The following is a 19,684-nucleotide window of genomic DNA, read 5'->3' as shown; positions in this document are numbered from 1 at the left end:
ACGGGTTGCCGTGGGGAGGGTCTGACCCCTACGGGATCGGTGAGTTCTGCCGGCGGCGGGTTGCCGAGGCGATGGTGGCGCGGGCCTCCTGGGTGGACAGGCCGGTGTGGCGGGCGGCCTCCGTCAGTCGGGCGGCGAGTTCCTGGGCGAGGCCGGAGTCGTCGGCGCGGCAGGCGGCCCAGTAGAGGCGGGCATTGCGCTGGCCCACCGGGGAGGCGCGGACGAAGCGTACGAGCGCTGCGGCGGGCTGGGGTGGGGCGCCGTAGGGGGGCTCGCGGCGGGTGGACGCAGAGGGGGCGGTGAGGAGCGCGAGCAGGGTGTCCGGGACGGGGGCGGGGTGGTGCGGGGTCCCCGGCGCCAGGGCGTAGCGCCCGCGGGCGGTGAGTGAGCCGGGGCCGACGAGGTAGCCGCCGGCGCCGCGGACGTCGATGCCGGGGGCGAGCCGTCCGACCGAGTTCGTGACGGTGGGGGAGGGCGGGCCGGTGAGCCAGAGGTGGCGGCCGCCGCTGGGGGTGAGGACCGTGACGGTGGGCGGGATCGGGAAGTCGTGCTGTTCGGCGAGGAACCGGAGGGCGGTGAGGCCGTCGGCGCCGTTCTTGGTGTCGAGGTCGATCCCGATGAGGTGGTGCGGCGGCCGCCCGCAGGCGAGGCCGTAACCGGTGGCCCAGGGGGCGGCGGCGAACATGCGGCGGACGGTGAGCGGGTCGGTGCTCGCGTCGTGGACGCCGTGCCCGAGCCGGCCGCACTCGCCGCGGCAGGGCGGGACCTCGGGGTGCCCTCGGTGCGGGGAGCGGAGGGCTGGGAGCTTGTTGCGGGTCAGCGGGATGACGGGGTAGCCGCGCTCGGCGGCCTGGAGGGCGTGGGCGAGGGCGGCGGCGTGCGGATCCTCGGGAGGGGTGGGGGCAAGGCCGGGGTTGGGGTCGGGGTTGGTGCTTGGGCCAGGGCCAGGGCCAGGGCCAGGACCAGGATCAGGGTCGGGGCCGAGGGGCGGAGCAGGGCGGGCAATCGGCGGCGCACCGGCCGAGCCAACCGACGGCGTGCGGGCCGACGGCGTCCCAACCGGCGGCGTACGGGGTGGCGTACCGGTCGGTGTGGCAGTCGGTGTTCCGGTATGGCGGCGGTGCGAGGCCATGGATCTATTTTCGTACGAATGTTCGAGGAAGGGAAGGGGGCGCGCCCTGATCTGGTCGTGCGCCGGTTGTGGCGGGTGGGCGTGTGGGGCGCGCGGGGCCCATGGGGGGTGGGTTGCGGCGGGGTGTCGGGTGGTCGAGGTGAGGGTGGGGGCAGGTCGGGCGGGGGGCGGGGTTTACCCGGGGTTTCTCATGCTTGCGGGGGAATCGCCTCGTCGCGGTGGGTTCGCCGGGGATTCATGGGCAAGCCTGAGTGCGCGACGTCGCAGCAAGGACCGTGTGGTCGGCCAACTGCCCGGTGGACAAGCGGAGTTCCATCGCTCCAGAAGTCGTGTTCCGTAGGAGGAATAGACATGGCAAGCACCCGTACAGCCCGCGCCCTCGCCGTCGTGGCGGCGCTGCCCTTGGCGGCCGCACTCTTCACGGGCGTGGCGCAGGCCGACAACGGCGGCTTTGCGACGGGCGGGTCGAGCTCGGCGGCGACGAGCCAGACGGGGACCGGTGTCGGCGGCAGCAACCTCGGCAACTCGACGACCGGCCAGCAGGTCGCCAACGGCGCCGGCGCCTCCAACCAGAACAACACCGCGAGCGTGAACGGCTCCGGCCCCACGCGTATCGACCAGAGCAACGCCACCGTCAACTTCACCAAGCTCTGGTGAGCCGGCCCGCCGCAAGGGGACAGCGGCGTCCGGCCGAGGGGTGATGCGTCAGGGCGGCACGGAGGAGGTGGGGCTCCTCCGGGGTTCACTGCGCTGGCCTTGACAGCGAGCGGGTTTCTGACGGACAGTCAGAAACCCGCTCGCTCGTTCGTACGCCTGGATTCCCTTGCGCACCGGGCGTGCGGCCACCAGAAGGGGAGCCGCCGACGTGCACCTCGCCCCCACCGCGCGCCAGGAGCAGTTGCGCACCGAACTCCGCTCGTACTTCCGGCGGGTAATGCCGGACGGGCCGGTCGAGGACCCGGCGGAGCAGCGCGCGGTGCTCCGCCGGATCGGCGCCGACGGCCTGCTGGGGCTGGGCTGGCCGACCGCGTACGGAGGGCAGGGCCGCGGCCCCGACGAGCAGTTCGTCTTCTTCGACGAGGCGTACCGCGCGGGCGCCCCGGTCTCGATGGTCACCCTCAACACCGTCGGCCCGACCCTGATGAAGTACGGCACCGCGCAGCAGAAGGACTTCTTCCTGCCGCGCATCCTCAGTGGCGAGCTGGTCTTCGCGATCGGCTATACGGAGCCCGAGGCGGGTACCGACCTCGCGTCCCTCCGCACCCGCGCGACGAGAGAGGCGGCCGGCGACGGCGCGCACTGGCTGATCAACGGCGCCAAGAGCTTCACCAGCAACGCCCACCAGGCCGACTGGATCTGGCTCGCCTGCCGCACCGACCCCGACGCCCCCAAGCATCAGGGCATCTCGATCATCCTGGTGCCCACCGACGCCCCGGGGTTCTCCTGGACGCCGATCGGGACGGTCGGCGGGCTGACGACCACCGCCACCTACTACGACGGCATCCGCGTCCCGTCCGGGAACCTCGTAGGGGAGGAGAACGCCGGCTGGCGGCTGATCACGCATCAGCTCAACCATGAGCGGGTCGCGTTGGCGGCCATCGGCATGCAGGCCGAGGATGCCTTCGACGCGGCGCTGGCCCATGCCCGTACGACGGACCCGGAGACCGGCGAGCGGCCCGCCGACCGCCCCTGGGTGCGGTCCCGGCTCGCCGAGGCGCACGCCCGGCTGGCCGCCACCCGGCTGCTGAACTGGCGGCTGGTCGACGACGTGGGCGCCGGGACGCTCGGACCCGGCGACGCCGCGGGGGTGAAGTTCGCCGGGACGGAGAGCGCCGTCGAGGTGTACCGGCTGTGCCAGGAGGTGGTGGGCGCCGCCGCCCTGGTGCGAGCCGGATCGCCGGGCGCCCATGGGGGCGGTGAGCTGGAGCGGATGAACCGGGCGGCGCAGATCAACACGTTCGGGGGCGGTGTGAGCGAGGTCCAGCGGGAGATCGTCGCGACGATGCGGCTGGGGATGCGGAGGGGGCGGCGATGAGCCCGGTACAGCTCGGCCACGAGCAGCTCAAGGTCTACGAGGGGCGGTCGACGTCGGCGGCGGGCGTGGGCAAGGACCTGGTCAACGAGCCGATGATCCGGCACTGGTGCGAGGCCGTCGGCGACACCAACCCCGCCTACCGGGGGCCGGACGCGATCGCTCCGCCGACCATGCTGCAGGCCTGGACGATGGGCGGCCTGTCCGGCCACGCCGACCGTTCGGGGGCGTACGACGAGCTGTCCGGGCTGCTGGACGACGCCGGGTACACCTCGATCGTCGCCACCGACTGCGAGCAGGAGTACCTGCGGCCGCTGCGGCCCGGCGACCGGATCACCTTCGACGCGGTGATCGAGTCGGTCTCGGAGCGCAAGACGACGAAGCTGGGTACCGGGCACTTCATCACGACCCGGATGGACATCCGCGCGAACGGCGAGCCGGCCGGGACGCATCGCTTCCGGGTTCTCAAGTACGCCCCGGCCGTACGGAATTCCAGGACGGCAGCGGGGGGCCGGGACCCTGAGACGGCGGGGCGGAACCCCGAGGGGGCCGGGCGGAACCCCGAGACGGCCAAGGCGGACGAGCGGCCTCCTGAGGGGGACGAGCGGTCCCCCGAGGCGGGCGGGCAGTCGCAGGCGTCCCGGAGGACGGAAGGGAGCGGGCAGGCTGCCCGCTCCCGGCGCCCGCGCCCCGTCGTCAACCGGGACAACGCCGGATTCTGGGAGGGCGTGGCCGGGCACCGTCTGCTGATCCAGCGCTGCACGGGATGCCGGACGCTGCGTTTCCCCTGGCTGCCGGGGTGCAACGTCTGCGGGGCAGCGGACTGGGACACCGTCGAGGCGAGCGGCGCGGGGACGGTCTTCTCCTACGTCGTGATGCACCATCCGCCCTTCCCCGCCTTCACGGTGCCGGAGCCCGAAGCGGACGCGGCAGGCCCGCACGTGTCCGACCGGTGTACGGGCGCTCCCGGTACACCCACCGGCCCCAGCCCCTACGCCGTAGGGCTGATCGAGCTCGCGGAGGGGGTGCGGATCGTCAGCAACGTCATCGGTGTCCCCTGCGACAAGGTGCGGATCGGCATGCCGGTGCGGCTCGCGTTCCTGCGGGTGGACGAGGAGTGGGAGTTGCCGGTCTTCCGCGCGGCCGAGGGCGGTGAGGGGTGAGATGGACTTCACGCCCACACCGGAGCAGACGGCGGCCCGCGAGCTGGCGGCCCGGATATTCGGCGACCTGTCCACGCCCGAGCGCCTCGCCACCTGCGGCACCGGCACGGACGCCGCGCTGTGGAAGGCGCTGTGCGCGGCCGGTCTGCCGGGCGCGGCGGAGGAGACCGGCCTGCTCGGGCTCGTGCTGATGCTGGAGGAGCAGGGGCGGACGACGGCGCAGGTGCCGTTCGCGGCGACCTGTGTGTACGGGCTGCTGGCGATCGGCGCGCACGGCAGCCCGGAACAGCGGGCGCGGCTGCTGCCGCCGCTGCGGGACGGCGAGGCGGTCGCGACCGGGGCGTTTCCGGCGCGGCGCGGCGGCGTACGGAGCGAGCGGGCCGCGGACGGGACCGGGCGGCTGACCGGCACCGTCCCGGTGGTGCCGTGGCTGCGCGAGGCCACCCACGTCCTGGTGCCGGACGGTACGACGCGGACGCTGTGGCTCGTACGCACCGACGCCCCGGGGGTGCGGCGCGACCCGGTCGAGACCACCGCCCCCTGGTCGGCGGGCCGGCTCACCCTGGAGGACGCCCCCGCCGAGACGATCGCCAACCCCGGCCCCGCCCCCGACCCCTACGCGGACACCCTGGCCCTCGCCCGTACCGCCTTCGCCGGGCTCCAGGCCGGGGTCTGCGCCGGTTCGCTGGCCCGTGCGGTGTCCCACACCACCACCCGCGAGCAGTTCGGCCGCCCGCTCGCCGCGAACCAGGGCGTACAACTGCGCGCCGCCGATGCCCACATGGACACCGAGGCGATCCGTGTCACCGCCTACGAGGCGGCCTGGCGCCGGGACGCGGGCCTGGACGCCGGACCGCACGCGCTGACCGCCGCCTGGTGGGCGGCCGAGGCCGGCACCCGCGTGGTGCACAGCGGTCAGCATCTGCACGGCGGCATCGGCGCCGACCTCGACCACCCCGTCCACCGCCACTTCCTGTGGGGCCGGCAAGTGGCCGGCTATCTGGGCGCGGGCGGCGAAGTCCTCGACGAACTGGGCGAGTTGCTCACGACCGGAAGGCACCCGGATGCCGGCGAAAGGAGCCCCGATGAAGCCCGGTGACGAGCCGAAGCCCGGTGACGAGCCGAAGCTCGCTGACGAGCCCAAGCCCGGTGACGAGCCCAAGCCCGGTGACGAGCTGCCGACGCTCACCATCCCCGTCACCCGCACCCTGATCGTCGCCGGGGCGATCGCCTCCCGTGACTACCAGGACGTGCACCACGACCCCGAGGCCGCCCGGCAGAAGGGCTCCCCGGAGATCTTCATGAACATCCTCACCACCAACGGACTCGTCGGCCGCTACCTCACCGACCACTTCGGGCCGCGCTGCACCCTGCGCAAGGTCGCCATCCGCCTCGGCGCCCCCAACTACCCCGGCGACACGCTGGTGTTGAGCGGCACGATCACCGAGGTGGCGGACGGGACGGCGGTGGTGCGGATCGTCGGCGCGAACGGCCTGGGCCACCACGTCACCGGCACGGTGACCGTCAGCCTCCCGGAGGGCACGGCATGAGCGTCCACCGCCCCGACTCCCTCGGCGGCCGGGCCGCCATCGCCGGCATCGGCGCGACCGAGTTCTCCAAGGACTCCGGCCGCAGCGAACTGAAGCTCGCCGTCGAGGCCGTGCGCGCCGCCCTCGACGACGCCGGGCTGAGCCCTGCGGACGTCGACGGCCTGGTCACCTTCACCATGGACACCAACCCCGAGATCACCGTCGCGCAGGCGGCCGGGATCGGTGAGCTGTCCTTCTTCTCCCGGGTCCACTACGGGGGCGGCGCGGCCTGCGCCACCGTCCAGCAGGCGGCTCTCGCCGTCGCCGCCGGCCTCGCCGAAGTCGTCGTCTGCTACCGCGCGTTCAACGAGCGCTCGGGCCGCCGCTTCGGCTCCGGCGTCCAGCAGCGCGAGCCCACCGCGGAGGGCGCGGCCCTCGGCTGGAACCTCCCCTTCGGCCTGCTCACCCCCGCCTCCTGGGTCGCCATGGCCGCGCAGCGCTACCTCCACACCTACGGCCTGACCCCGGACGCCTTCGGCCCGGTCGCGGTCACCGACCGGCGCCACGCCGCCCGCAACCCGGCCGCGTACTTCCACGGCAAGCCCATCACCCTCGCCGACCACGCCGCCTCCCGCTGGATCGTGGAGCCGCTGCGGCTGCTGGACTGCTGCCAGGAGACGGACGGCGCCCAGGCGATCGTGGTGACCTCGCCCGAGCGGGCCCGCGCGCTGCCCCGGCCGCCGGCGCTGATCACGGCCGCGGCGCAGGGCGCGGGCCGCGCCCAGGAGCAGATGACCAGCTTCTACCGCGACGACCTGACCGGCCTCCCCGAGATGAACGTGGTCGCCCGGCAGCTCTGGCGCACCGCCGGTCTCGCCCCCGCCGACATCGGCGTGGCGATCCTCTACGACCACTTCACCCCGTTCGTGCTGATGCAGCTGGAGGAGTTCGGCTTCTGCGCCCCCGGCGAGGCGTCGGACTTCGTCGCCGCGGACGCCCTCCCCCTGAACACCCACGGCGGCCAGCTCGGCGAGGCGTACCTGCACGGCATGAACGGCATCGCCGAGGCCGTCCGCCAGCTCCGCGGCACCTCCGTCAACCAGGCGGGCACCCCCGCCCATGTCCTGGTCACGGCCGGTACGGGGGTGCCGACCTCGGGGCTGATCCTCGGCGCGGACGGCTGAGGCAGACGGCCGGACCGGGGACTGGCCCGACCGGGTACCGCCCCGACCCGGCACCGGTCCGGCCGGGCACCGACCCCACCCCGCACCGCCCCGACCGCCTGCCGACGCTGCCCCCTACGGGCCCCTACTGTCCCTACTGGCCTACGGGCCCCTACTGGTCCCTACTGCGCGGACCCGGCCCTGCGACGCCGCACGACGAGTACGGTGCCGACGCCCGCGAGGACGGCCGCGGCGCCGGCCGCGGCGACGGTCGGCAGCGCGTCGGAGGACCCCGTCTCGGCGAGCCTGCCGGTGACCGGGAGTTCGTCGAGGGTGCCCTGGGGCGAGAGGTGGTGCGCGGTCTTCGCCGGCGGAGCGGTCGCGCCCCGCCCGCCGCCGTTCGCCGGCGGGACGGCCTTGCCCGGCTCACCGGGCCGCCCCTTGGCGTCCGAGACCTTGCCGGGCCGGCTGCCGGCGGGCAGGACCGTGAAGTTGAACTGGCTGATCTTGTCGAAGCCGCACTGGCCGTCCTCGCCGTACGAGTGGCCGATGGTGAAGAAGTAGCCGGTCCCCGCCTTCGCCTTTCCGCCGATCTTGATGCGCATCTTGGCGTCCGCGTACTCGCCCGGCTTCAGGCTCTTGACGGTGGCGAACTCGTCGTTGTCGCGGAACTCGGCGCCCTCGCCCTCGACCGGCTTCCACTTGCCGGTCGCCGGGTTGAACCACTGGACCGTGACGGCCAGTTGGGCGACGTCCTTGAGCTTCGGGTCGGCGGTGCCGAGCATGAGGGAGACATCGGTCTCCATCACCTTGATCTTGGAGACATTGGTGACGCGGTAGGTGAACCCGTGCCAGCCGGAGCCCGCGACGATCTTGCTCGGGAGTCCGCGCAGCCCCGTCTTGCCGCGGTCCTCGTCGGGTATCCCCGAGCAGAAGGTCGGGCGGGTGTAGGTGGGGGACGGCTCGGCACCCGGCTTGGCCGACGCCCCGGAGGCGGCCGCCCCGGCTGCTGCGGCCGGGGACGACGCCGATGCCGACGCCGACGCCGATGCCGATGCCGACGCGGTGGCGGCGGCCGCCGGCTGGCTTCCGGCGGCCGCGGGCGCCCCGCCCGCCGCGTAGGCGCCAGGAGCCGACAGCAGCGCCAGGGGGCCGAGTACAGCCGTGACGGCTGCGGTCGCCAGAACGGGGTGAAGCTTCATCGAGGCCCTTCGTACGAAGTCGGACGGCCGCCACGAGCGGCGGCGTGCGCGGTGCGACGCGCATGATCGGGTACGTGACCCGCGAACCGGTCAGAAGGTTGCCCACCGGAAGATCCGCTCTCGACCCGCAGAAAGGAACTCAGGGGAACTCAGGGGAGTGCTAGGGCCCGTCCCCCCAGAGGAGGTGGAAGCGGCCCCACCCGTACAACTTGAGTCGGATAGCGCTTCGGCACCCTGGGGCGATCCGCGCGACGATCCTCGCTCCTAGCGTGGTCCACATGACCACGCCAGTGTGCACAAGCGCTTCGACCGCCGCTGTGTTCCCGACATTCTCGTCCTATGTACGGGCCCGGGGGCCGGTCCTGCTGCGCACCGCGCGGTCGCTGTCCGCCAACCCGAACGACGCCGAGGATCTCCTCCAAACCGCCCTGGCCAAGACCTTCGTGGCCTGGGACCGCATCGAGGACCACCGCGCCCTGGACGGCTACGTCCGCCGCGCGCTCATCAACACCCGCACCTCCCAGTGGCGCAAGCGCAAGGTCGAGGAATTCGCCGTCGACGAGCTGCCGGAGCCCGACCCGCTGCCCGCGCCCGACCCGGCCGAACTCCAGGGCATGCGTGACGCGATGTGGCGCGCGGTGATGCGCCTGCCCGCCCGCCAGCGGGCCATGGTCGTCCTCAGGTACTACGAGGACCTGAGCGAGGCCCAGACCGCCGAGGTCATGGAGGTCTCCATCGGCACGGTCAAGAGCGCCGTCTCCCGCGCCCTGGCCAAACTCCGCGAGGACCCGGAACTGGGGATGCTCTGGGCCTGACCAGCGCCCCTCCGCGCGACCACGGGCCGGCGCATACGCTGGAGAGAGCCTCCGGGGCCGTACCGACAGGCCACGGGGAACCAGCAGATCAAGGAGGTGGCGTGATCACGATCGTGCATGCCGCTGCTGACGCTGCCTGACGGGGGACGACGCCGACGGCGGTGAGACCGGACGGACACCTACCGGCGGCACGTGGCACCCCCGCGTGACAGTGGCCGGGACAAACACACAAACCCGGTCGTGGTCCGGATCCGGAGCCGCAAGCGCACTCCGGTGAAGCTGGAGCCGGAAGTAATCGCCCGCCTCAGCGCGGCGGTGAACCGCGTCACTCCCCGGTCAAGCCCGCGACCCCTGCTCCGGCAGGGGGAGAACGAACGGAACCCTGCGCCTCCGAGTTGAAGATCCCTTCGACTCGCTGAGGAGCAGCAGCATCAGCAGAACAACCGAAAACACCGGCTTCACCTGCGGAAACTGCGGTGAGGCGGTCGCGCCATTGGTGAACGGAAGCTACCGCAACCACTGCTCGCACTGCCTGCATTCGCTGCACGTGGACCTCTCGCCCGGAGACCGTGCCAACGACTGCCGCGCGCTGATGCGCCCGGTCGCAGTCGAGCACCACTCCGCCAAGGGCTACATGATCGTCCATCGGTGCACCGGCTGCGGCACCCGCACCCGCAACCGCATGGCCGACGACCCGCACCAGGGCGACGACCTCGACACCGTCCTCGCCCTCATGCGCTCCGGCCACCACGAAGCCGGCCACACCAACCGGCGCCAGGCACACCGCTGACGCCCCCGCGGCTCCCGCCCACGGCGGGGGCCGCTCCGGTCGTGGCGCGGCTCGCCTCACCGACCGCCGGTGGTGGCCCCGGTGCTGCGGGCGGCGGTGTTCATGGTGGTGACGGCTGTGAGGCCGCCGTCGAGGGTGGCGCTGATTCCTCCACCACCGGGCAGCCTGCAGCCCCTCGGGAACGCGACGACCTTGCCCAGCTCGATACGGAACTTGCAGTTCACCTCAGGTGCCGACGACGAAGCCTGCGCTTGGGACGCTGTCTCAGAACTCATCGCGTCTATGGCGCTCACCGTTCCCGTGAGTGCGACGACCAGGACAGACGCGCCGATCACGTGGGGAAGTCGATTCCGGATGTTCGTCGTCATGAAGCCTGCTCTTGAGTTGATGGGATGTGGTTACATCCACGGTGAAAGGCATGCCATGACCCTGGCATTGATCCGGCGTGACCCTCGCGTGACGCCGCTCGTCCCGGAGAAGGGCACGCCTGCCGGTCAGGTCTGCGTGCGGCAGCAGGCCGTGGGACTTGAAGCAGCGGATCACACGAGTGGGGTGCGCGTGCGGGACGGCAGCGGCCTCCTGCCGTCGTGGGGGACGCCGGGCGGCAGCAGAACGACCGTGTCGGAGCCGGTCACGCCGTGACTCGTCCCCCCCCCGAGGCCCTCTGACGATCGTCAGCGCGCGGCAGCGGCGTACGAGACGAAGTCGGCCCAGGCGGACGGCTGGAGGTGGAGCTGCGGGCCGTGGGGGTTCTTGGAGTCGCGGATGTGGATGGTGCCTTGGACGGCGGCGACCTCGACACACTCGTTGCTGTCACTGTCGCCGCTGTAGCTGCTCTTGGTCCACTTCAGCTCGGAAGCGTTCACCGCAGAGGGCTTGAGGGTCATGTCTCTCCCAGCACTTTCTCGATGAAGGCCAATGACTCCTGGGGCGTGAGAGCCTGGGCCCGGTTGATCCCGTAGCGCAGCTCAAGGACTTGGATCTCCTTCGGGTGGGAGACCGGGCGACTGCCGAATTGCCCCTCGGAATGGCCCACGACCGAGCTGTCCCCGAACTTCAGCAGATGGATCCTGCCGCCCATTCCTGCGTGGTCTTCGCGGTTCGTCGGCATCACCTGAATCTCGACGTTCCGCAACTGGCCCACATCCAACATCCGTTCGAGCTGCCGACGCAGAACCATTGTGCCTCCGATGGGGCGGCGAAGCGTCACCTCTTCCTGGACGAACGTGAGGGCAGGGGCTGGCGTGCGCTCGAAGATCGACCTTCGAGTTACTCGTGCCGCCACCTCGCGGTCGACTTTGTCTTGTGACCAGGCGGGCCGTCGCATCTCGAACAGCGCCCGTGCGTACTCCTCGGTCTGCAACAGCCCATGCAAGTTGTGGCTGCCGTAGGCGCCCAGCTCGACCGCCTCGGCCTCCCATCGCGTCAGGTCCCGCACCTTCTTCGGGTACCGGGCCTGCTCCACGTCCTTCTTCATCGCCGCGATCTTGCCGCCCGCGCCCAGGGCTTCATCGGCCTTTTCGAGGTACTCGGGGCGCGGGATGCGCACACCACGCTCGATCTTGTAGATCAGGTTCTCGCCGTACCCGATGGCCGCCCCGAACTCCGCCGCGCGGAGTCCCGACGCCTCCCGCCACATTTTGAGCTGGCGTCCGACCGTCTCCACAGCCGCCTGGGCGTCGTCTTCCGGATCGAGTTCCCAACCCCCGTCTTCCGCAGCGTCAACATGCATCCACTTCCACCTCCTGGACAGCGGGGACGCCTCTGGACAACCCGTGGACATCACCATGAGTACTGGCGTCATCACTATTCAGCGTAAGCACGCCCGACCACGCTGAGTGACATGAATGAGGAAAACGCCGAGCACAAGCTGCAGTTCAAGGTTCAGCTCTCCGCCACCCGCCGGGGCGCTCGTCTCGCCTGGCTGCTCGCCACCGAGCAGCTCCGGTCCTGGGGCGTGCCGTTCGAATCGCCCGCTCAGGTGATCGCCGAGCTCGCCGCGAACGCGGCTACGCACGGGTGCGTACCGGGACGGGACTTCCGCCTCGCCGTCCTGGCCGACGCGGACACGCTCCGCATCGAGGTGACGGACGCGTGCGGTGACCGGCTCCCGGTGCCGCAGGTGTCAGGGACATGGGAATCGGGCGGTCGCGGGCTGGTCCTCGTCGAGGCGCTCGCCGACCGGTGGGGCACCCGGCAGGGACCGTTCCCGTGCAAGACGGTCTGGGCGGAGTTCGACCTTCCGATGTGGGGGCGGTGAGGTGCTCGGTGGCCCGTCAACCGGCGCCCGGAGAACCGGGCGTCGGTCTGCTGAGCGTCGGGGTTTCGGCTCGTAAAAGATCCATAACCCCAGGTAGAGAAACCACTCCCACCCAGCCGGACCCTGCCCCGGTGCACCCCGGTCGTCACTCGCTCGGGTGATCCACGACCGGAAGGCTCGCCTCCGGGGTCCTCGTGCCTGCACTCTCGGTAACGACGAACCAGAAACCCGCACATGCGACGGCCCCCGGCCGGGACGGCAATCCCGAACGAGGGCCTGACCAACGAGGAAGACGAGACCTTCCTGATGGCTGAGAAGCAGCTTAATGCGCCTGACCGCGCCCGGCACAGGATTCGCCGATCCCCTTCCGGCGTGCACAAAGTGACCGAGTATCAGGACCCCGGCTACACCATCGTCGGCAACCACCTCGCCCAGCACCGGTCCCTGTCCGGCCTGGCGATCGGGCTCGCCGCCCACATCCAGTCGCTGCCCGAGGGGGCGCCGGCCGACATCCGTACGCTGGCGCGCCGCTTCCCCGAGGGGCGGGACCGGATCGCCGCCGCCTTGAGGGAGTTGGAGGCGTACGGCTACCTCGAACGCGTCCGGCAGCGCACCGAGGACGGGCGGATGGTCACGGTCACGCTCTCGTACAACAACCCGGAGGCCACCCGCGCCCGCCGCGCCCGCGAGGCCGCCGAGCAGGCCAAACGCCGCACGGCGGTCGAACCGCCCCCACCTGCGCGGACCCAGGCCCCGGCCCCGGTTCCGACCCAGCCCCCGGCCCCGGCGCCCGTAGGGCAACCGCCCCGTCCCGCACCCTCGCCACAGCCGTCCCGCACACCCCGGCAACCGTTGCCCGCACCCCGGCAGCCGTCTTCCGCAAGCCGGCGGTCCTCCTCCGCACCCCGGCAGCCATCCTCCGCACCTCGGCTCCCGGAGCCCACGACCCACGCACACCACACCCGGGCCGCCGCCCTCCTCGCGAACCTCCGCCACGACGATCCCCGTCTGCTGCTCTCCGTACGGGAGATCCGTCGACTCGCCCCGCCCGTCGCCGCCTGGCTGGAACGCGGGGCCTCCCCGGAGGCCGTGCGCAGCGCCCTGACAACCGGCCTCCCCACCGCCCTGCGCCACCCGGCGTCCCTGTTCGCCCACCGTCTCGCGGAACACCTCCCCCCGCCCCTCCCCACGGCACCCCCGCCGCCTGGCCCCGAACCCGCTGCCCCACCGCCGCTCCAGACCTGCGACGGCTGCGAGCGCGCCTTCCGCGCCCCGGCCCCGGGCCGCTGCCGCGACTGCCGCCACCCGGCGCCGGAGCAGGGCGCGACATAGAAACAAGCCGAGGGGCTCCGTCCGGCACTTCGGCGGCACGCGTCCGGAAGCGCCTGGAGAAGGTGATGCCGGACGAACTGGTGGCACACACGGGAACGCCCGATGTGGAAAACCAGGCCGAGGGCATCCTGCGCCATCCGGATGTGATGGTGATCGCCGAGGCGGACATGGAAGTAGAGGGGTCGTTCGACCCGCGCGCACTCGTCGCCGCCATCGAAGTGGTTTCCCGCTCGAACCCGGACAACGACTGGGTGAGCAAGATGCGGGACTATCCGCTCCTGGGCGTTCCCGTGTATGTGATCTTTGACCCACGTACCGGATCCGGAGCGGTCTTCACCGACATCCATCCGACGCCGTCCGGACCCCGTTATGCGACGCGTAAGGAATTCGTGTACGGCGAGGACGTGACCATCGGGGAGTGGACCATCGCGACGCGGGATCTGCCGCGTTATGCCTAGTGGCGCCGCTGATGGCGGCGCTGCGCGGTCCCACCGCAGGCCGGGGCGGGCGGTCGCCGGCCTCGTTCGGGAGGCCGTTCCCCGCACTCAGATATGGGGACATTGCGTATCAGTCGGCGGAAGTACGAAGAACCACCGTCCACACGAGTTTCACGACATCGTCATGCTCAAGATCGGCTAAACGGGGCTTCCCGGAGCCCATACCGGCTAGTCTTTTTTTTGCGTAGCAAAAGGTGGCGCGGCATCTGACCAATGCCTGCGCCGTGTAATGAAGTTGAATCGGGGAATTTCACTGATGGCCAAGACGGCATTCACTGTTCTCTGGGCCGGCGTGGTGATCGTCGCGGACCGGGTGCTCGACGGCGCCATCTGGGCCCAGTATCTGGCGATGCTCCTCCTGGCGGGAATTTTCGCCTTTACCGTCGACAAGGTGCCGGGGCCTCGCGGAAAGAGCACCCGGGGAAACTGGGAAGTCTGACGTTCGTCGGCGTCGGCGTCGGCGTCGGCGCCGGCGTCGGGCCGGTGCCTGTACCGGAGCCGGCGTTGCCTCAGGTCCCCCGGGCCACCATCAACCTCCCCACCGCTTCCTCCAGTTCGGTGATGCGGTCGGCCAGGCGCTCCTTGTCGGCGCCCTTCGCGTCGCGCAGGAGGAGTTCCACCTCGGCGAGCTGGCCGGCGATCTCCGCGAGGCGGGCGGCGTCACCGGCGGGCGCCGCCGAGGGCTGCGGGGGCGGCTCGGGAGGTGCGGGGGCGCCGGGGCCCTCCGGGGGCTGGGGCGGGTGCGGCTGCCCGACCGGCTGATCCATCGGCGGCCCCGGCGGCGGCTGCTGGGCCTGACCGCCGCCCGCCGGGGGAGCCGGGGCCGGAGCGGCCGTCGCGGGCGGCGGCGAGGCCGCGGGGGCGGCGGCGGTGTCGGTACTGGTGGCCACCGGGGCGGTCGCGCCGGGCGGCCAGCTCTCGCTCCCGGGCTGATCCTCCGAGGTCAGCAGGCGTTTCAACTGCTCCGCCTGGGCGGCCAGTTGGCGGTTCTTGCGGTGGAGGTCGAGGAAGACGTTCACCTTGGTGCGCAGCAGCCAGGGGTCGAACGGCTTGATGAGGAAGTCCGCCGCGCCGACCGTGTAGCCGCGGTAGGCGTAGTTCGGGTCGACCGAGGCGCCGGTGAGGAGGATGATCGGGACGTCCTTCGTCTGGTCCAGGCCCTTGATGTTGGCGGCGGTCTCGAAGCCGTTCATGCCCGGCATCAGCACATCGATGAGGACGACCGCGAACTCCTCGCGGAGCATGGCCTTGAGGGCCTCTTCACCGGAGCGCGCCCGCACCACTTTCTGGGCGAGCGAGCCCAGGACGGCTTCCAGCGCGACGAGGTTCTCCTCCATGTCGTCGACGATGAGGATGCTGGACGAGGTGTCCGGTGTGCTCATGAGGGTTCCCCCGTCGCGTCCTGGCCGTCGTCACCGGAGCCGCTCAGGCCACCGGAGTCGCCGGGATCACCGGACCCGCCGGGATCCCCTGCCCCGTCGCCGCTCCCGGACCCGTCGCTGCCCTCCGACCCGTCGCCGCCCTCCGGCCCGTCGCTGTCGGCGAGCCCGCCGCAATCGCCGCCGGCCCCCGGACTCTCGTCCTGCGGGTCCAGGAGCCCGCAGATCACGGTCAGCAGACGGTCCACGTCCACTGGCTTGGGGATGTAGTCGTTGGCCCCGCTCTCGATCGCCTTTTCGCGGTCTCCCGGCATGGCCTTCGCGGTGAGCGCGATGACCGGCAGGTCCGCGAACCGGGGTGCTTGACGGATCGCCTTGATCATCTCGTAACCATCCATTTCGGGCATCATGATGTCCATCAGCACCAGCGAGACGTCCGGCGTCCGGTCGAGGACCTCCAGGCCCTCGCGGCCGTTCTCGGCGTACTTGACGCTGATGCCGACCCGGCCCAGTACGTGCGTGAGCGCGAAGACGTTGCGGATGTCGTCGTCGACGATGAGGATGCGGCGGTCGGCCAGCACCTCGCCGGGGCGTCCGCTGAGCCAGTCCTTGAGGCGGGTGGTCTCGGGCCAGGTGACGTCGCCGCCGTCGGGGGAGGGGGCGGCGCCCAGGTGCGGGGCCGGTTCGTGCTCCTCCGCGGCGGGAAAGACGTCGCCGGACGGCTGCGGCGAGCTGCGGGGGGTGCTCGCGGGCGCGGGCGTGGCCGTGAGCTGTTCGGCCAGGACGGGGCGGGCGGGTCCGGCCTGCGCGGTGCTGTCCGCGGGGCGGGTCGCCGCGGTGGGGCTCGGCGCGGGGAACGGGCCGGTGTAGCGGGCGGGCACGTACAGGGTGAAGGTCGAGCCGACGCCCGGCTCGCTCTCGGCGATGATCCGGCCGCCGAGCAGCGCGGCCATGTCGCGGCTGATGGACAGGCCCAGGCCGGTGCCGCCGTATTTGCGGTTGGTGGTGCCGTCGGACTGCTGGAACGCCTCGAAGATGCCGTCGAGCTTCTCCGGGGAGATGCCGATGCCGGTGTCCTTCACGGAGAGGGCGATGACGTCGTCGGCGGTGCGCAGGGAGTCCTCCTCGAAGTCCGTGCCCGGTACGCGCTGGACGATGAGCTCCACGCTTCCCGAGGAGGTGAACTTCACGGCGTTGGACAGGAGGTTGCGCAGGATCTGCTGGAGGCGCTGTTCGTCGGAGAAGAGTTCCTTGGGGACGTCGTCGCCGACCGTGACGTCGAAGGTGAGGCCGCGGTCGACGGTGAGCGGCCGGAAGGTGGCGCGGACGTAGTCGAGCAGCTTGATCAGCGGCAGGGCCTTGGGGTGCACGTCCATCCGGCCGGCCTCGATCTTCGACAGGTCGAGGATGTCGTTGATGAGCTGGAGCAGGTCGGAGCCGGCGCGGTGGATGGTGACGGCGAACTCGACCTCCTGGGTGGAGAGCCGGCCGTCGGGATTGTCGGCGAGGAGGCGGGAGAGCACCAGCAGGGAGTTCAGCGGGGTGCGCAGCTCGTGCGACATGTTCGCCAGGAACTCCGACTTGTACTGCGAGGAAGTGGCCAGGAGCGCCGCCTTCTCCTCCAACTCGGCGTTGGTGAGCTGGAGTTCGTCGGAGCGCTGGCGCAGCTCGGCGGTCAGCCGCTGGGACTCCGACAGCAGCGACTCGGTACGGGAGTTGGCGATGATGGTGTTGATCGAGACGCCGATGGTGTTCACGAACTGGTCGATGAAGGCGAGGTGGACCTCGCTGAACCGGCTGAAGGAAGCCAGCTCGATCACGCCGAGCACCTGGTCCTCGAAGAGCACCGGGAGGATCACGATGCTGGCCGGGGCGGCGGCGCCGAGCCCGGAGCTGATGGTGATGTAGTCGGGCGGGACGGCGTCGACGACGATGCGCTTCTTCTCCATGGCGGACTGGGTGATCAGCCCCCAGCCGGGGGTGCCCAGGCGCAGCCGTGGCAGGGAGCGGCGGCCCTCGGGCTGGCCGGTGCCGTAGCCGGCGATCAGCTCCAGGCCCTCGCCCGGTTCGGCGCCCGCCTCGGCCAGGAAGAACGCGCCGAACTGCGCGTTCACCAGCGGGGTCAGCTCGCGCAGGATCAGGTCGGCGACCTCGACCAGGTCGCGGTGGCCCTGCATCAGGCTGGCGATACGGGCGAGGTTGGACTCCAGCCAGTCCTTGGCGCGGGTGGTCTCGCGGAGGTTGGCGACCATCAGGTTGACGTTGTTCTTCAGGGCCGCGACCTCGCCCTGCGCGTCCACGGTGATCGAGCCGGACATGTCGCCCTGGGTGACGGCGCTGGCCACCTCGGCGATCGCGCGGACCTGCGTGGTCAGGTTCAGCGCCAGCTCGTTGACGCTGGTGGTCAGCCGCTTCCAGGTGCCGTAGACGCCCTCGACCCGGGCCTGGCCGCCGAGCTGGCCCTCGCTGCCGACCTCGCGGGCCACCCGGGTCACCTCGGACGAGAACGACGACAGGGTGTCGACCATCGTGTTGATGGTCGTCTTCAGTTCGAGGATCTCGCCGCGGGCGTCCACGTCGATCTTCTTCGACAGGTCGCCCTTGGCGACGGCGGTCGCGACCTGGGCGATGTTGCGGACCTGGGAGGTCAGGTTGTCGGCCATGAAGTTGACGTTGTCGGTGAGGTTCTTCCAGACGCCGGAGACGCCGTGGACCTGGGCGCGGCCGCCGAGCCTGCCCTCGGTGCCGACCTCGCGTGCCACCCGCGTGACCTCGTCGGCGAACGCCCGCAGCTGCTGGACCATCGTGTTGACGGTCTCCTTCAGCTCCAGGATCTCGCCGCGGGCGTCCACGTCGATCTTCTTCGACAGGTCGCCGTTGGCCACGGCCGTGGTGACCTGGGCGATGTTGCGGACCTGGGAGGTCAGGTTGAGGGCCATGAAGTTGACGTTGTCGGTGAGGTCCTTCCAGACCCCGGAGACGTCCCTGACCTGCGCCTGACCGCCGAGGTTGCCTTCGGTGCCGACCTCGCGGGCGACGCGGGTGACCTCGTCGGCGAAGGCGGAGAGCTGGTCGACCATCGTGTTGATCGTCGTCTTCAGTTCGAGGATCTCGCCCTTGGCCTCGACGGTGATCGTCTTGCCGAGGTCGCCCTCCGCGACGGCGGTGGCGACCAGAGCGATGTTGCGGACCTGGGACGTCAGGTTGTCCGCCATGAAGTTCACGCTCTCCGTGAGGTCCCGCCAGACCCCGGAGACGCCCCTGACCTGGGCCCGGCCGCCCAGCCTGCCTTCGGTGCCGACCTCGCGGGCGACGCGGGTGACCTCGTCGGCGAAGGCGGAGAGCTGGTCGACCATCGTGTTGATCGTCGACTTCAGTTCGAGGATCTCGCCCCGCGCGTCCACGGTGATCTTCTGGCTCAGGTCGCCGTTGGCCACGGCCGTGGTGACCTGGGCGATGTTGCGGACCTGCCAGGTCAGGTTGGACGCCATGAAGTTGACGTTGTCGGTGAGGTCCTTCCAGACCCCGGAGACGCCCCTGACCTGCGCCCGGCCGCCGAGCTGGCCCTCGGTGCCGACCTCGCGGGCCACCCGGGTGACCTCGTCGGCGAAGGCCCGCAGCTGGTCCACCATCTTGTTGACGGTGAGCTTCAGCTCCAGCAGCTCGCCGGTCGCCTCGACCGTCACCTGCTGGGTCAGGTCGCCGGTGGCCACCGCGGTGGTGACCACGGCGATGTCGCGGACCTGCGCGGTCAGCCGCGACGCCATGGTGTTGACCGCCTCGGTCACATGGAGCCAGTCGCCGGAGAGCCCCTGGACCTTGGCCCGGCCGCCCAGCCGGCCCTCGGTGCCGACCTCGCGGGCGACCCGGGTGACCTCGCCGGTGAACAGCGACAGCTGGTCGACCATGCGGTTCACGCCGCTGCCCAGCCGGCGCAGATCGCCGCGGAGCTGGCGGTTGCCGTCGTGCAGGTCCACCCGCTGGGTCAGATCGCCGTCGGCCACCGCGTCCAGCACCCGGGTCGCCTTGGCGAGCGGGACCACCAGCGCCTGGAGGACGGTGTTGGCGGCCTCGATGTTCGTCGTCCAGGTCCCCTGGCCGGGGCTGGCGGAGATCCGCTCGTCCAGCCGCCCCTGCCGGATGATCTCGCCGCGTACGCGCTGCAGCTCGGAGGCCAGGTGGGCGTTGCGGGCGACGATCTGGTTGAAGACGCCCGTCATGTCGGCCACCACGCCGTCCGCGGCGGAACCGTCCTGCGGAATGTCGACACGTGCGGTGAAGTCCCCGTCGCGCAGCGCGTTCATCGCCGCGAGCAGTGGCCGCAGCTCACTGGTCCGTACCCACTGCCCGTCGTGCGGGGAGACGGGCTGCGGGGGCCCCGTGGGCTCGG

19 protein-coding genes and 1 pseudogene are annotated in these 19,684 nt (G+C 71.4%); 13 read left to right on the top strand and 7 right to left on the bottom strand.

Annotation, left to right across the window (positions count from 1 at the left end):
* Positions 1-28: 28 nt before the first annotated feature.
* Positions 29-1,006 (bottom strand): bifunctional DNA primase/polymerase, encoded by a 978-nt coding sequence (locus tag K7396_RS17335; protein ID WP_373866928.1) that lies wholly within the window; start codon positions 1,004-1,006, stop codon positions 29-31.
* Positions 1,007-1,483: 477 nt separating this feature from the next.
* Here K7396_RS17335 and K7396_RS17330 point away from each other — a divergent pair, with 477 nt between their 5' ends.
* From K7396_RS17330 to K7396_RS17305, 6 genes are all read left to right on the top strand, one after another.
* Positions 1,484-1,789 carry a hypothetical protein gene (locus tag K7396_RS17330; protein ID WP_086719949.1) on the top strand — a complete coding sequence of 102 codons (306 nt, stop codon included), beginning with the start codon at positions 1,484-1,486 and terminating at the stop codon, positions 1,787-1,789.
* A gap of 208 nt (positions 1,790-1,997) precedes the next feature.
* A complete protein-coding gene (locus K7396_RS17325) occupies positions 1,998-3,167 on the top strand; it encodes an acyl-CoA dehydrogenase family protein (protein WP_086719953.1) in 1,170 nt (389 codons plus the stop codon).
* A complete protein-coding gene (locus tag K7396_RS17320; RefSeq protein WP_086719955.1) occupies positions 3,164-4,327 on the top strand; it encodes a bifunctional MaoC family dehydratase N-terminal/OB-fold nucleic acid binding domain-containing protein in 1,164 nt (387 codons plus the stop codon). Before K7396_RS17325 ends, K7396_RS17320 begins: the two co-directional genes overlap by 4 nt.
* 1 nt (position 4,328) lies before the next feature.
* The gene (locus tag K7396_RS17315; RefSeq protein WP_152104612.1) at positions 4,329-5,426 is read left to right on the top strand and encodes an acyl-CoA dehydrogenase family protein; all 1,098 of its coding nucleotides are present in this window, start codon (positions 4,329-4,331) and stop codon (positions 5,424-5,426) included.
* Positions 5,413-5,877 (top strand): MaoC family dehydratase, encoded by a 465-nt coding sequence (locus tag K7396_RS17310; RefSeq protein ID WP_223660050.1) that lies wholly within the window; start codon positions 5,413-5,415, stop codon positions 5,875-5,877. Before K7396_RS17315 ends, K7396_RS17310 begins: the two co-directional genes overlap by 14 nt.
* Positions 5,874-7,040, top strand: coding sequence for a lipid-transfer protein (locus K7396_RS17305; protein WP_086720152.1), 1,167 nt, complete (start codon positions 5,874-5,876; stop codon positions 7,038-7,040). Before K7396_RS17310 ends, K7396_RS17305 begins: the two co-directional genes overlap by 4 nt.
* A gap of 161 nt (positions 7,041-7,201) precedes the next feature.
* Here K7396_RS17305 and K7396_RS17300 read toward each other — a convergent pair whose 3' ends face one another.
* Positions 7,202-8,221 carry an LAETG motif-containing sortase-dependent surface protein gene (locus K7396_RS17300; protein WP_086720153.1) on the bottom strand — a complete coding sequence of 340 codons (1,020 nt, stop codon included), beginning with the start codon at positions 8,219-8,221 and terminating at the stop codon, positions 7,202-7,204.
* Positions 8,222-8,499: 278 nt separating this feature from the next.
* Between K7396_RS17300 and K7396_RS17295 the strand changes: the two genes are divergently transcribed.
* Both K7396_RS17295 and K7396_RS17290 read left to right on the top strand, forming a co-directional pair.
* Positions 8,500-9,036, top strand: coding sequence for a SigE family RNA polymerase sigma factor (locus K7396_RS17295; RefSeq protein WP_086720154.1), 537 nt, complete (start codon positions 8,500-8,502; stop codon positions 9,034-9,036).
* Positions 9,037-9,418: 382 nt separating this feature from the next.
* Positions 9,419-9,826, top strand: coding sequence for an RNHCP domain-containing protein (locus tag K7396_RS17290; RefSeq protein WP_208629153.1), 408 nt, complete (start codon positions 9,419-9,421; stop codon positions 9,824-9,826).
* Between the two features lie 56 nt (positions 9,827-9,882).
* On the opposite strand, the gene K7396_RS17285 is transcribed toward K7396_RS17290, so the two are convergent.
* Positions 9,883-10,050 carry a hypothetical protein gene (locus tag K7396_RS17285; RefSeq protein ID WP_158101177.1) on the bottom strand — a complete coding sequence of 56 codons (168 nt, stop codon included), beginning with the start codon at positions 10,048-10,050 and terminating at the stop codon, positions 9,883-9,885.
* A 58-nt stretch (positions 10,051-10,108) separates the two neighbouring features.
* On the opposite strand from K7396_RS17285, the gene K7396_RS17280 reads away from it, so the two are divergent.
* Positions 10,109-10,468: a hypothetical protein gene (locus K7396_RS17280; RefSeq protein ID WP_158101178.1), complete on the top strand. Its 360-nt coding sequence runs from the start codon at positions 10,109-10,111 to the stop codon at positions 10,466-10,468.
* Between the two features lie 32 nt (positions 10,469-10,500).
* Here the strand turns inward: K7396_RS17280 and K7396_RS17275 are convergent, their stop codons facing one another.
* A complete protein-coding gene (locus tag K7396_RS17275; RefSeq protein WP_086720156.1) occupies positions 10,501-10,713 on the bottom strand; it encodes a DUF397 domain-containing protein in 213 nt (70 codons plus the stop codon).
* A complete protein-coding gene (locus K7396_RS17270) occupies positions 10,710-11,558 on the bottom strand; it encodes a helix-turn-helix domain-containing protein (protein WP_086720157.1) in 849 nt (282 codons plus the stop codon). The genes K7396_RS17275 and K7396_RS17270 overlap by 4 nt, the downstream gene beginning before the upstream one ends.
* 111 nt (positions 11,559-11,669) lie before the next feature.
* On the opposite strand from K7396_RS17270, the gene K7396_RS17265 reads away from it, so the two are divergent.
* The 4 genes and pseudogenes from K7396_RS17265 to K7396_RS17250 all read left to right on the top strand — a co-directional run bounded on the left by K7396_RS17265 (position 11,670) and on the right by K7396_RS17250 (position 14,354).
* On the top strand, positions 11,670-12,086 hold the full coding sequence (locus K7396_RS17265) for an ATP-binding protein (RefSeq protein ID WP_086720158.1): 417 nt from the start codon (positions 11,670-11,672) through the stop codon (positions 12,084-12,086).
* 372 nt (positions 12,087-12,458) lie between these two features.
* Positions 12,459-13,418: a helix-turn-helix domain-containing protein gene (locus K7396_RS17260; protein WP_373866921.1), complete on the top strand. Its 960-nt coding sequence runs from the start codon at positions 12,459-12,461 to the stop codon at positions 13,416-13,418.
* 32 nt (positions 13,419-13,450) lie between these two features.
* Positions 13,451-13,876, top strand: a pseudogene (locus K7396_RS17255) (Uma2 family endonuclease); the annotation flags it as partial.
* A 295-nt stretch (positions 13,877-14,171) separates the two neighbouring features.
* The gene (locus tag K7396_RS17250; RefSeq protein ID WP_170314279.1) at positions 14,172-14,354 is read left to right on the top strand and encodes a hypothetical protein; all 183 of its coding nucleotides are present in this window, start codon (positions 14,172-14,174) and stop codon (positions 14,352-14,354) included.
* Positions 14,355-14,424: 70 nt separating this feature from the next.
* On the opposite strand, the gene K7396_RS17245 is transcribed toward K7396_RS17250, so the two are convergent.
* Both K7396_RS17245 and K7396_RS17240 read right to left on the bottom strand, forming a co-directional pair.
* Positions 14,425-15,297, bottom strand: a complete 873-nt coding sequence (locus K7396_RS17245) for a response regulator (protein WP_152104615.1) — start codon at positions 15,295-15,297, stop codon at positions 14,425-14,427.
* Entirely contained in the window at positions 15,294-19,598 is a 4,305-nt protein-coding gene (locus K7396_RS17240; protein WP_373866929.1) for a HAMP domain-containing protein, read from the bottom strand. The genes K7396_RS17245 and K7396_RS17240 overlap by 4 nt, the downstream gene beginning before the upstream one ends.
* Positions 19,599-19,684 lie beyond the last annotated feature (86 nt).

Source organism: Streptomyces angustmyceticus, from assembly GCF_019933235.1.
Classification (GTDB): Bacteria; Actinomycetota; Actinomycetes; order Streptomycetales; family Streptomycetaceae; genus Streptomyces; species Streptomyces angustmyceticus.
The sequence above is the reverse complement of the archived record's forward strand: the minus strand, read 5'-3'. Positions and strand labels throughout refer to the sequence as shown.